The organism is Actinoplanes lutulentus (genome assembly GCF_003259845.1).
Lineage (GTDB): Bacteria > Actinomycetota > Actinomycetes > Mycobacteriales > Micromonosporaceae > Actinoplanes > Actinoplanes lutulentus.
In genome coordinates this window covers 134611-147275 of sequence record NZ_QLMJ01000025.1, presented here as the reverse complement: position 1 = coordinate 147275, position 12665 = coordinate 134611, and the positions used below count along the sequence as shown (strand labels likewise).

The window sequence follows — 12665 nt, the reverse complement described above, 5'->3', positions numbered from 1 at the left end:
AGTATGACTAACAAGCGTGCTCTGATCGCCGGCGGCGGGATCGCCGGAGCGGTCGCCGCCATCGCCCTGCACCGGGCCGGTTGGGAACCCCGGGTCTTCGAGGCGCGCGAGCGCGGCGACGACGAGCGGGGCGCGTTCCTGACCGTGGCCGTCAACGGCCTGACCGCCCTTCGTGACCTGGGCCTCGACCCGGAGCGGGTGCTCGCCGCGGGCTTCGTCACGCCGACCCTCGCGATGAGCAACAGCCGTGGCCGCCGGCTCGCTCTGCTCCCGCTCGGCGGCCCGGCACCGGACGGTTCGACGACCACGACGATCCGCCGCGCGGACCTCTACGCGGCGCTGCGGTCCGAGGTGGCAGGCCTGGGCATTCCGATCGAGCACGGCCGCCGGGCCACCGGGTTCACCGAGCGGCCGGACGGGGTGACCATGACGTTCGAGGACGGCACCCGGGCGGACGGCGACCTGCTCGTCGGCGCCGACGGCCTGCGGTCACGGATCCGTGCCGCGCTCAACCCGGGCGGTCCCGAGCCGGCGTACCTCGGCCTGCTCAACGCCGGCGGGTTCACCAGCCGTCCGGTGGCCGGCCTCGACGACACGCCGGGGTTGCTGCACATGGCGTTCGGCAGCCGCGCCTTCTTCGGCTGGGCGGTCGCGCCGGACGGGCTGGTCTGGTGGTTCGCCAACCCGCCGAGCCGTGAGCCGGTGCGTTCCGGCGACTTCACGCGGGAGTCCTGGCGGGCTCACCTGATCGAGCTCTTCGCGGGTGACGATCTGCCGGCCGCCGAGATCATCAGCGCGTCGGACGAGGTGGTGGGCCCGTGGAACACCGAGGACCTGCGGCGGGTGCCGGTCTGGCGATCCGGCCGGGTGGTGCTGCTCGGCGACGCGGCGCACGCGGTCTCGCCGTCGTCCGGCCAGGGCGCGTCGATGGCGATCGAGGACGCGGTCACCCTGGGTCGATGCCTGGCCGCCGAAAGCGGGAACCCGCTGGAGCGCTACGAGCGACTGCGGCGGACCCGGGTCGAGAAGGTGGTGGCGTACGGCCGGCGCAGTGGCAGCAGCAAGACGGCCGGTCCGGTCGGCGCGGCGATCCGCGACGCGATGTTCCCGCTGGTGATGAAGTTGATGACCCGCAAGGGTGATCCCCAGGCGTGGATCTTCGAGCACCGGGTGCCCGATCTCGCGACCAATTGACCCTTAGTCATCGTTCAGTCCTGCACTACAGTGACGGAATGAACGCTGCCGAGATCGCCGCCGGCCGGGAGCGCTGGCAACGACGTTACGACGCTTCCCGCAAGCGGGACGCCGACTTCACCACGCTCTCCGGTTCGACGGTCGATCCGGTTTACGGGCCGCCCGCCGACACCGATCACCCCGGTTTCGAGCGCATCGGGTGGCCGGGCGAATTCCCGTACACAAGAGGTCTTTATCCGACCGGATATCGCGGCCGGACCTGGACCATCCGGCAGTTCGCGGGTTTCGGTAACGCGCGGCAGACCAACGAGCGTTACAAGATGATCCTCGCCGCCGGAGGTGGCGGGCTCAGCGTCGCGTTCGACATGCCCACCCTGATGGGCCGCGACTCGGACGAGCCGCAGTCGCTCGGCGAGGTCGGCCACTGTGGCGTCGCGATCGACACCGCCGCCGACATGGAGGTGCTGTTCGACGGCATCTCGCTCCAGGACGTCACGACCAGCATGACCATCTCCGGTCCGGCGGTGCCGGTGTTCTGCATGTACCTGGTGGCCGCCGAGCGGCAGGGCGCCGACCTCAGCAAGCTCGACGGCACGCTGCAGACCGACATCTTCAAGGAGTACATCGCGCAGAAGGAGTGGCTCTTCGAACCGGAGCCGCACCTGCGCCTGATCGGCGACCTGATGGAGTACTGCGCCGCCGAGATCCCGAAATACAAGCCGCTGAGCGTCTCCGGTTACCACATCCGGGAGGCCGGCTCGACCGCCGCGCAGGAGCTGGCGTACACCCTCGCCGACGGCTTCGGGTACGTCGAGCTGGGCCTGTCCCGCGGCCTCGACGTCAACACGTTCGCGCCCGGCCTGAGCTTCTTCTTCGACGCGCACGTCGACTTCTTCGAGGAGATCGCCAAGTTCCGCGCGGCCCGCCGGATCTGGGCCCGGCACCTGCGTGACGATTACGGCGCGACCAGCGAGAAAGCGCTCTGGCTCAAGTTCCACACGCAGACCGCCGGCGTCTCGCTCACCGCGCAGCAGCCGGTCAACAACGTGGTGCGGACCGCCGTCGAGGCGCTCGCCGCGATCCTCGGCGGCACCAACTCGCTGCACACCAACGCGCTCGACGAGACCCTCGCGCTGCCCACCGACGAGTCCGCCGAGATCGCCCTGCGCACCCAGCAGGTGCTGATGGAGGAGACGGGTGTGGTTAATGTGGCCGACCCGCTCGGCGGTTCCTGGTACGTGGAGGCGCTCACCGACCGGATCGAGGCCGAGGCGGAGGAGATCTTCGCCCGGATCCGGGAGCTCGGTCACGACGGCAGCGTCACCCAGGGCATTCTGCGCGGCATCGAGGACGGCTGGTTCACCGGGAACATCGCCGAGGCCGCCTTCGTCTATCAGCAGGCCCTGGAGAAGAACGACAAACGGGTCGTCGGCGTCAACGTGCACACCGGCACCGTCTCCAAGGATCTGGAGATCCTTCGCGTCTCCCACGAGGTCGAGGTCGTGCAGCGGCGCGAGCTGATCACTCGCAAGACCAACCGCGATTCGGTACGCGTGAAAGCAGCGCTGGAACGGCTCGTGGCAGTGTCGCGTACCGGGGAGAACATGATTCCCGCGATGCTCGACGCGGCCCGCGCGGAGGCCTCGCTCGGCGAGATCTGCGGTGTCCTGAAGGACGAGTGGGGGATCTACCGTGAGCCCGCTCGGTTCTGAGGGCCTGTGACGTCCGATATCGGCCGCCTGGTGGCGGCGCGAACAGCCGTGACAGCGTGCGAGACTAAATAACCATGAGCGACCCACGGACCACTCCGTCGATCTTCACCCGCGGCGCGGTCGATCTCAGCGCGCTGCGTTCCCCGGCGCCGGCCAAACCGGCCGCGCCGAGTGTCCCTGCGGCCCCCGACGGTGGCGCCCCCGGCGGCGTCCCGTCCGGCGGCATCCCCGGTGCGGTCCCCGGCGTCACGCCGGACACCGTCATCCATGTCACCGAGGCTGATTTCCAGGACGTCCTGGAGCGGTCGCTGACCACCCCGATCCTCCTGGACTTCTGGGCCGACTGGTGCGAGCCGTGCAAGCAGCTCTCGCCGGTGCTGGAAAAGCTGGCCCAGGAGTACGCGGGCGCCTGGATCCTCGGCAAGGTCGATGTGGACGCCAACCCGCGACTCGCTCAGGTCTTCCGGGTGCAGGGCATCCCGATGGTGACCGCCGTGATCGGCGGCCAGCCGGTCGAGGGCTTCACCGGCGTGCTCCCCGAGGCGCAGATCCGGCAGTACATCGACGCGGTCCTCAAAGCCGCCGGTGTCGCCGTGGCCGAGGTCGAGGACCCGCGCCTGGACGCCGCCGACGACGCGCTGATGACCGGTGACCTCGACGAGGCCGAGGCGGCGTACCGCAAGATCCTGGCGGAGTCGCCGGCTGACGCGGCGGCCGAGGCCGGCCTCGCGCAGGTCGAGCTCTACCGCCGGATCAGCGGCGCCGACCCGGCCGCCGTGCTGGCCAAGGCCGAGGCGAACCCGGACGACGTCGAGTCCCAGCGGCTCGCGGCGGACATCGAGGTGCTCAGCGGTCAGGCCGAGGAGGCGTACGCGCGACTGGTCCGGCTCGTGAAACGGACCATCGGCGACGACCGCGACGCCGTCCGCAAGCACCTGCTGTCGCTGTTCAGCGTGGCCGGCCCGGACGATCCCGCGGTGGCCGGTGCGCGTCGCGCGCTCGCCAGCGCGCTCTTCTAGGCCGCGTTCTCCATCGACCGAATCGACGAAGGGGAGGGCGTCGTGCGCCGCATCGCCGTTCTGGACGCGCCGTCCAATCTCGGCCTGCGCCCGCCGACCGCGACGTCGGTGCCGGGCTGTGCCAAGGCACCCGGCGCCCTCCGCGACCACGGTGTGGTGAGCCGGCTCGGCGCCCGTGACGCCGGCTGTCTCACCCCGCCGCGGTACGACCCGGGCGACTGGCGTCCCGGTGACGGTGTCGCCCAGGCGCCGGAGATCGCGGCGTACTCCCGGGCGCTGGCCGACCGGATCGGCGCGATCATCGACGGCGGCGAGTTCCCGGTGATCCTCGGCGGCGACTGCTCCATCCTGATCGGATCCGGCCTGGCCATGCACCGCCTCGGCGAGGCGGTCGGCGGCCGGATCGGCCTGGTCTTCGTCGACGGGCACTCCGATTTCCGGCACCCCGGCAACGCGTCCTACGTGGGCGCCGCGGCGGGTGAGGACCTCGCCCTGGTCACCGGTCGTGGACAGGCCGACCTGGCCGGGATAGAGCGCCGCCGGCCGTACTTCCGCGACGTCGACGTGGTCGTCCTCGGCATCCGCGCCCAGGACGAGTACCGCCTGGACCTGCAGGCCGCCGGGATAGTGACCCGGCCGGTCCCGGCCCTGCGTGCCGAGGGCGCGGCCCGCAGCGCGCAGTGGGCGCGCGACCAGCTGGTCGACTGCGCCGGTTACTGGGTGCACATCGACGTCGACGTCCTGGACCCGGCGGTCATGCCGGCCGTGGACGCGCCGGACCCGGGCGGCATCGCGTTCCCCGAGCTGGAACTGCTGCTGGCGGGCCTGGTCGAGTCGCCGCACTGCCTGGGTGTGGAGATCACCGTCTTCGACCCGGACTACGACCCGGACGGCCGGTACGCCGCGGAGATAACGTCCGCAGTGGTGGCCGGCCTGGCGCCGGTCAAGGCCACGTCACCGCGACCCGACCTGGTGGCGGCCCGCCGTGATCTGGCGAACCCGCTGAAGGTGTCGCCGGTGCTGAACGGCACGACCGACCCGGTGGTCGCTTCGGCGGCCGGCATCGAAGAGCCGGTGACCGTTCCTGATCAGGTTTCGGCGGAGGTTCCCGCTCCGGACCCCGCCGAGCCCGAGCCCGAGGCCGAGCCTGAGTTCGAGCCGGAGCCCGAGGCGGAGCTGCCGGAGGAGGCCGTGGAGGCCTCCGCCTCCACGTTCGAGACCGAAGAGACCGAAAAGCCCGAGAACCCCGAGGACTTCGAGGCCGCCGAGCCCGAGCCGGATGCCGCGCCGGAGGAGGTGGAGCCGGAGGACTCTCAGGCCGAGGCGGTCGTCATCCAGGAGCACGAGCCCGAGGAGAACGCCGAGGTCCGCCTCGCTCCGCTGCTCGGGTCGGCACCGCTTCTCGACTCGGAGCCGCTGCCGGCCACCCGGCCCGGCATGCTCCGCCCGAGGCCCTCACTGGACCCGCCCGCGGCCGAGACGCTGCAGCGCCCGAGTTTCCCCGGACCGAGCTTCCCCGGCCTGGGCCTGCCCGGAGGCGACCTCCCCTGAGAGGCCGCCCTCGGGCGATTACTTGTTGAGCTCGGTCAGGAACCGCTTCACGATCGGCACGGCCGCCTCGGAGCCCGCGCCGCCCTTCTGCACCATCACGGCGAACGCCACGTCACCCTGATAGCCGATGAACCACGAGTGCGTCTCCTCGTTGCCATTCTCGAACTCCGCGGTGCCGGTCTTGCCGTGCACCGGTTTGCCCGGGACGCTCTTCAGGGCCGTACCCGTGCCGCTCGTGACCACCTCGCGCATCATCGCGCGCAGTGCGGTGACCGACTCGGCGTCGAGTTCCGGTCCGGCGGCGCCGGGCCCAGCCGGTGCCGGGTCGAGCACCAGCTTGGGCGGCTGGAACTGTCCCTTCGCGACCGCGGCGGTGGCCACCGCCATCGCGAGCGGGCTCACCACGGTGCTGCCCTGGCCGAAGATCGCTGAGGCCAGCTCGGTCGAGGTGCCGCCGTCGGAGACCTGCCCGGCGTACGCCTCGATGCCCATGTCGTACGTCGCGCCGAGGCCGAGCGCCGACGACGCCTCCTGGAGACCGGCCGAGGTCAGTTTCGGCGCGAGGCTGGCGAACGCGGTGTTGCACGACTTCGCGAAGTCGACGTGGAACGGCACCTTGCCGAGCTCCTCGTCGTGCGAGTTCTTGAACTCACGCCCGTCCACGGTGAAGGTCTTCGGGCAGTCCACGGCGGTGTCGGCGGTGACCACGTCGCGGGACAGCACGCCGTACGCGGAAACCATCTTGAACGTCGAGCCGGGCGGTACCTGGCCGGTCAGCGCGGTGTTGACCCCACCGGCGTCGGGACCGTTCGCGGTGGCCAGCACGGCGCCGTCGCTGACCCGGATCGCGACCAGCGAGCTGGGCTGTTTCTCGCCCGCCACGGCCTTGTCGGCGGCGTTCTGGGTCGCGGTGTCCAGGGTGATTTTCACCGGCTTGCCGTCGACCGGCTCGGACTGGAACACCTCGGAGGACTCGACCTTGCCGTCGGCCGCCTCCTTGGCGATCACCACGGAGAGGCCGGGCGCGCCGCGCAGCGTGTCGTCGTACTTCTGCTGGAGGCCGCCGTGCCCAGCCAGGTCGCCGACTGCGAGGGTTTCCGGCCGGGCGTCGATGTCGTCCTTGGTGGCGGCGTCGACGGTGCCGATCAGGGCGCGGGCGAAGGCGCGGGTCGGAGCGAGCTGCCGGGTCTCCTCGCGGAAGACGGTGCCGGGCAGCGGGCGTACCTGGCTGCGGATCTTGTCGTAGTCGGAGCGGCGCAGCGTGACCACGTCGATGAAGGCGCCCGGGTCGGCCTTGGCGATCTTGTCTTTCAGCGCGTCGACGTCGACGTCCGCGTCGATCTTCTTGAACGCGGCGGCCAGGCCGTCGCGCAGCTTCTCGAAGTCGGTGGCCTTTTCCGGGCTGACCCCGATGACCACCACTTTCTGCGGGCCGACCAGGGCTTTGCCGTCCGCGTCCTGAATACCGGCGCGCTGCGAGGCGACCCGGCGCAGCCGCAGCTTGTCGCCGGTGGCGAGGTCCGGCTGGACGAGCGCGGGCTCCCAGACCACGGCCCAGTCGTCGCGGCCGGCCTTGGTCGCGCGGACGGTGCTCTGGTACGACCAGTCGACACCACCCGGAAGCGTCCACTTCACGGTGATCGGGGTGCTGGCGTCGTCGCCCGTCGTGGTGGTCGTCCCGGCCGAGAGGGCGAGCGGCTGCCCGGTGAGATCGCCGTAGAGCTCACGAATCCCGGTCAGTACGTCCGGGGCTGCGATCCGGCCTCCGTCGGCCGTGACGAAGCCCACGTCGTTCAGATCGCCGCTCTGCCAGCCGGCCACGAACGCCGAGACGGTGTCCTCCGGCGGGTCGGCGGAACAGCCGGTCAACCCGCCGGCGGTGAGAATGACCAGCGCGGCGATTCCGGCAGTGCTGCGACGCATGACGTTCCCTTCCCTGGGTAGCTGATCGAACCGTAGTAGGCCAACGCCCGCCATGGTGTCCCGCAGTGGTTGATACGGTGCGAAAGCGCACATCACTTCACTGGCACACCCGGGGTGTGAAGAGTGCCGGGCCGCTCGTTCTAGTCTGTGGTCGACACGTTCAAGCCCACAGTGCCGTGGGTGAGGGGAGCGCCGGAGCCATGGCTGTCGCCGACGAGGCAGCGACCGATTCTGATCAGACTGTGCCCGATCCTTCGGCGCCGCAGCCCGGACTCGCCCTCACCGGGCGATTGGGCGCGTCAACCGATTCGGGAGAGCTCGACGAGCCTCTCCCGAACGCCGAGAGACTGGTCGCGCAGGCTGTTCAGCGAGCGGGCGAGGACACCACCACCGCATCATTGGTCGACCGCTTCTGGCGGTTCGCCCCCGACGAGGAACTGGTCGGGTACACACCCGACGAGATGTTCGCGGCCACGATCGCCCACCGCGATCTGGCCCGCAACCGGTTGCCGGGCGAGGTGAAGCTGTCCATCACCGAACCGACCGGATCCCAGGGCCACACCGTCCTGCGGATCGTGACCGACGACATGCCGTTCCTCGTCGACTCGGTGATGGCCCTGCTCACCGCCCACAATCTGCAGGTCTATCTGCTGGTGCACCCGCTGATCGTGGTGCGCCGCGAGCCGCTGGGCGCGCTCTCGCAGGTGGAGCCGGAGGTCGAGCCGGACGACGCGATCGAGGGCGATCTGGTCGAGAGCTGGATCCGGATCGAGATCGACCCAGTCCGCCGCCCGGACGCCCGCGAGCAGCTGCTCAACGAGGTCCGCCGGGTGCTCACCGACGTCCGGGACGCGGTCGAGGACTGGCCCAGGATGCGGCAGCGCGCCATGGTCATCTCCGAAGAGCTGAACGCCGCTCACGAGTCCGGCACGATGCCGCCGGTCCCGGAGAAGGACGTCACCGACACGATCGAGTTGCTCCAGTGGCTCGCCAACGATCACTTCACGTTCCTCGGATACCGCGAGTACCACCTGGACGACGGCGTCCTGACCGCGGTTCCCGGCACCGGCCTCGGCATCATGCGTGGGGCGAGCAAGCCGCGGCGGCTCGCCACGATGGCGCCCGAGGCGTACCAGAGGGTCCTGGAAAAACGGCTCCTGGTGATCACCAAGGCGAACTCGCGGGCGACAGTGCACCGCTCGGCCTACCTCGACTACATCAGCGTGAAGGTCTTCGACGCGGACGGCTCGGTGATCGGCGAGCGGCGCTTCCTCGGTCTCTTCTCCTCGTCGGCCTACCGGACCAGCGTGCGCCAGCTACCGGTGGTCAAGCGCAAGGTGATGGAGGTGCTGGAACGCTCCGGCCTCTCACCGCGCGGGCACTCCGGCAAGGACCTGCTGCAGATCCTGGAGACCTATCCGAGGGACGAGCTCTTCCAGATCAAGACCGATGATCTGTACGAGGCCGTCATCGGTGTGCTGCGGATGGCCGGCCGGCGTCAGCTGCGCCTGTTCCTGCGGCGCGACGGGTACGGACGGTTCATCTCCTGCCTGATCTACCTGCCCCGGGACCGGTTCACCACCGGCAACCGGCTGCGGATGCAGGAGATCCTGCTCCGCGAGCTGAACGGTGTCGGTGTCGACTACACCACCCGGGTCACCGAGCGGATGCTGGCTCGGGTGCACTTCATCGTGCGTACCGACCCGGCGGCGCCGCCCGGGCCGGTCGATCCGAACGAGCTGGCCGAGCTGCTGGCCGACGCGACCCGGATGTGGGACGACGACTTCTCCCTGGTGCTGGAGCGCAAACTCGGCGACGAGCAGGCCAAGACGCTCTTCCACAGGTACTCCGCGGCGTTCCCGGAGAGCTACAAGAACGGGCACACCCCGTACGAAGGCATGCAGGATCTCGCGAAGCTGGAGCTGCTCGAAGAGCCGGGCCAGCTGGCGATGCACCTGTTCCGGCGGCGCCGGCTGAGCCCGGACGGCGTGCCCGAGCCGGACGAGCGCGACGTGCGCTTCAAGGTCTACCGGTACGGCGAGCCGATGATGCTCTCCGCGGTGCTCCCGGTGCTGCACTCGCTCGGCGTCCGGGTCACCGACGAGCGGCCGTACGAGATCCGCCGCGACGACGGCGTGATCTACCTGTACGACTTCGGCCTGCTCCCACCGGCGGGTCACCGCGAGCTCGCCGAGGTACGCCCGCAGGTGGAGAACGCGTTCGCTGCCGCCTGGCGTGGTGAGGCCGAGGTGGACGGCTTCAACGAGCTGGTGCTCCGGGCCGGGCTGACCTGGCGTCAGGTGGTGGTGCTCCGGGCGTACGCGAAATATCTCCGTCAGACCGGGACCGTCTTCTCCCAGCGGTACGTGGAGTCGACCTTCATCGCGTACCCGGAGATCGCCGGCCTGCTGGTGCGGCTCTTCGAGACCCGGTTCTCGCCGTCGCTGGAGGTGGGCGAGGCCGACCGAGCCCGCCGGGCCGCCGCGCTGCGCGATCGGATCACCGAGCTGCTCGACCAGGTGGAGAGCCTGGACCAGGACCGGATCCTGCGTTCGTACCTGACGCTGATCGAGGCCACCCTGCGGACCAGCTTCTTCCAGCGTGGCACCGAGGGACGGCCGAAGTCGTACGTGGCGTTCAAGCTGGACCCGCAGGCCATCCCGGACCTGCCCCAGCCCCGGCCGAAGTACGAGATCTTCGTCTACTCGCCGCGGTTCGAGGGGGTGCACCTGCGGTTCGGGGCGGTCGCTCGTGGTGGTCTGCGCTGGTCCGATCGGCGTGAGGATTTCCGTACCGAAGTCCTGGGTCTGGTGAAGGCCCAGATGGTGAAGAACTCGGTGATCGTCCCGGTCGGCGCCAAGGGCGGCTTCGTGCTGAAGCAGAAACCGGGCGACCGGGACGAGGCGGTGGAGTGCTACAAGGGCTTCATCACCGCGCTGCTGGACGTCACCGACAACATCCTGAGCGGCAAGATCGTGCCGCCGCAGGACGTGGTGCGCCACGACGGCGACGACCCCTACCTGGTGGTGGCCGCGGACAAGGGCACCGCAACGTTCAGCGACATCGCCAACGCGATCTCGGTGAGCAAGGACTTCTGGCTCGCTGACGCGTTCGCCAGCGGCGGCTCGGCCGGTTACGACCACAAGAAGATGGGCATCACCGCCCGCGGCGCGTGGGAATCGGTCAAGAAGCACTTCCGTGACCTGGGCGTCGACACCCAGACCGAGGACTTCACGGTGGTCGGCGTCGGCGACATGTCCGGCGACGTCTTCGGCAACGGCATGCTGCTCTCGCAGCACATCCGGTTGGTGGCGGCCTTCGACCACCGCCACATCTTCCTGGACCCCAACCCCAACGCCGCGATTTCGTACGCGGAACGCCAGCGACTGTTCGACCTGCCCCGATCCTCCTGGGCCGACTACGACGAGTCCCTGATCAGCGAGGGTGGCGGCATCTACCCGCGCGGCGCCAAGTCGATCCCGGTCTCGCCGCAGATCCGTGAGGCGCTCGGACTCGGCGAGGCGACCTCGATCAGCCCGTCAGATCTGATGCGCGGGATCCTCAAGGCGCCTGTCGACCTGTACTTCAACGGCGGCATCGGCACCTATGTGAAGGCGGTCTCCGAGTCGCACGCCGACGTCGGCGACAAGGGCAACGACGCGATCCGGATCAACGGCAGCGACCTGCGGGTCAAGGTGGTCGGCGAGGGCGGCAACCTCGGTCTCACCCAGAAGGGCCGGATCGAGTTCTCCCGGGCCGGCGGCAGGGTCTTCACCGATTTCATCGACAACTCCGCGGGTGTGGACTGCTCCGACCACGAGGTCAACATCAAGATCCTGCTCGGCGGGGCGGTCACCGACGGCGAGATGACCATCGAGCAGCGTGACGAGCTGCTGGCCGCGATGACCGACGAGGTCGGCGCGCTCGTGCTGCGCGACAACTACGAGCAGGCGATGGCGCTCGGCAACGCCCGGGCGCAGGCGCACTCGCTGCTCCCGGTGCACCGGCGGATGCTGAAGGCCCTGGAGAGCCGCGGCGAGCTGAACCGTGAACTCGAGGCCCTGCCTACCGACAAGGAACTGGCCGCTCGCCACGAGCAGGGTGAAGGACTCGCTGCTCCGGAGTTCGCCGTGCTCCTCGCGTACGTGAAGATCAGTTTGGAGCGCGAGGTTCTCGCGGATGAGCTGGTCGACGAGAGCTGGACCAACGACGTTCTGGTCCGGTATTTCCCGACTCCGCTGCGCGAGCGTTTCGCGAGCCGGATGGCCGGCCACCGGCTGCGGCGGGAGATCATCTCGACGGCGCTGGTGAACGAGGTGGTCAACCGGGGCGGCACCTCCTTCGTCTACCGGGCGATGGAGGAGAGCGGCGCGTCGGCGGCCGACGTGATCAGGGCATACGTCGTGATTCGCGACGTCTACGGCCTCAAGGAGATCTGGGCGGCGGCCGAAGGCCTCGACAACCAGGTGCCGACCGCCGCGCAGACGACGGTCCTGCTGGAGACCCGGCGGCTGCTCGACCGGGCGGTCCGCTGGCTGTGCAGCACCCGGCGCTCGCCGATCGACGTGGTCGCCGAGGTCGCGAAGCTGCGGCCCGGTGTCACCGAGCTGATGCCGCGCCTGCCCCAGGTCATCGTCGGCGCCGAACGCCGCAACCTGGAGCTGCGGGTCACCACGCTGACCGGCAACGAGGTTCCGGAGCAGCTCTCCGAGGCGGTGGCCAGGGTGTTCTACGGCTTCGGCCTGCTCGACATCCTGGAGACGTCGGCGCTGACCGGCAAGGACGCGCCCGAGGTGGCCGAGGTCTACTTCGTGCTGTCCGAGCGGTTCGGTGTGGACACGTTGCTGTCCCACATCTCCCGCCTGCCCCGTAACGACAGGTGGCAGACGCTGGCCCGGATGGCGCTGCGCTACGACCTGTACGCGGCGCTGGCCGCGCTGACAGCCGAGGTGTTGCAGTCGACACCGTCGGGCTCGAAGCCGGAGGACCGGGTCTCGGAGTGGGAACAGGTGAACGCGGCGTCGATCGCCCGTGCCTCGAACGCGATGGGCAACGTGGAGGACTCCCCGGCCGACCTGGCAGCGCTGTCGGTGCTGCTACGCCAGATCCGAACCCTGGTGAAGACCTCTTCGGCGTCATAACGGAGGAGCTGGGCCGCCCGTCAACGACGGGCGGCCCAGCTGAGCCCGCGCGTCCCGGCCCCGGGGCCGATCTTGGAGCCTTTCTGGTTTGTGGAGAATCGCGGGGCATATAGCACCAGTGATGC

General features: G+C 69.8%; 5 protein-coding genes and 1 pseudogene. 5 read left to right on the top strand and 1 reads right to left on the bottom strand.

Annotated features, from left to right (window positions below; genetic code table 11):
• Window positions 1–3: 3 nt before the first annotated feature.
• The 4 genes and pseudogenes from B0I29_RS39710 to B0I29_RS39695 form a co-directional block, all read left to right on the top strand.
• Complete coding sequence (locus tag B0I29_RS39710; protein WP_111654329.1) at window positions 4–1194, top strand: FAD-dependent oxidoreductase; 1191 nt, start codon at window positions 4–6, stop codon at window positions 1192–1194.
• Between the two features lie 38 nt (window positions 1195–1232).
• Window positions 1233–2906, top strand: coding sequence for a coenzyme B12-dependent isobutyryl-CoA mutase large subunit (gene icmA / locus B0I29_RS39705; RefSeq protein WP_111654328.1), 1674 nt, complete (start codon window positions 1233–1235; stop codon window positions 2904–2906).
• Between the two features lie 74 nt (window positions 2907–2980).
• On the top strand, window positions 2981–3925 hold the full coding sequence (locus B0I29_RS39700) for a tetratricopeptide repeat protein (RefSeq protein ID WP_111654327.1): 945 nt from the start codon (window positions 2981–2983) through the stop codon (window positions 3923–3925).
• Between the two features lie 42 nt (window positions 3926–3967).
• Window positions 3968–5047 (top strand): annotated as a pseudogene (locus B0I29_RS39695) (arginase family protein); the annotation flags it as partial.
• 447 nt (window positions 5048–5494) lie between these two features.
• Here the strand turns inward: B0I29_RS39695 and B0I29_RS39690 are convergent.
• Complete coding sequence (locus B0I29_RS39690; RefSeq protein ID WP_111654325.1) at window positions 5495–7399, bottom strand: penicillin-binding transpeptidase domain-containing protein; 1905 nt, start codon at window positions 7397–7399, stop codon at window positions 5495–5497.
• 200 nt (window positions 7400–7599) lie between these two features.
• Between B0I29_RS39690 and B0I29_RS39685 the strand changes: the two genes are divergently transcribed.
• Window positions 7600–12540, top strand: coding sequence for an NAD-glutamate dehydrogenase (locus B0I29_RS39685; protein ID WP_111654324.1), 4941 nt, complete (start codon window positions 7600–7602; stop codon window positions 12538–12540).
• The last annotated feature ends 125 nt before the right edge of the window (window positions 12541–12665 follow it).

Excerpts from the sequence above, each read along its gene's own strand:
- B0I29_RS39710 (WP_111654329.1), top strand. The coding sequence starts at position 4 with ATGACTAACAAGCGTGCTCTGATCGCCGGCGGCGGGATCGCCGGAGCG.
- icmA (WP_111654328.1), top strand. The coding sequence starts at position 1,233 with ATGAACGCTGCCGAGATCGCCGCCGGCCGGGAGCGCTGGCAACGACGT.
- B0I29_RS39700 (WP_111654327.1), top strand. The coding sequence starts at position 2,981 with ATGAGCGACCCACGGACCACTCCGTCGATCTTCACCCGCGGCGCGGTC.
- B0I29_RS39690 (WP_111654325.1), bottom strand. The coding sequence starts at position 7,399 with ATGCGTCGCAGCACTGCCGGAATCGCCGCGCTGGTCATTCTCACCGCC.
- B0I29_RS39685 (WP_111654324.1), top strand. The coding sequence starts at position 7,600 with ATGGCTGTCGCCGACGAGGCAGCGACCGATTCTGATCAGACTGTGCCC.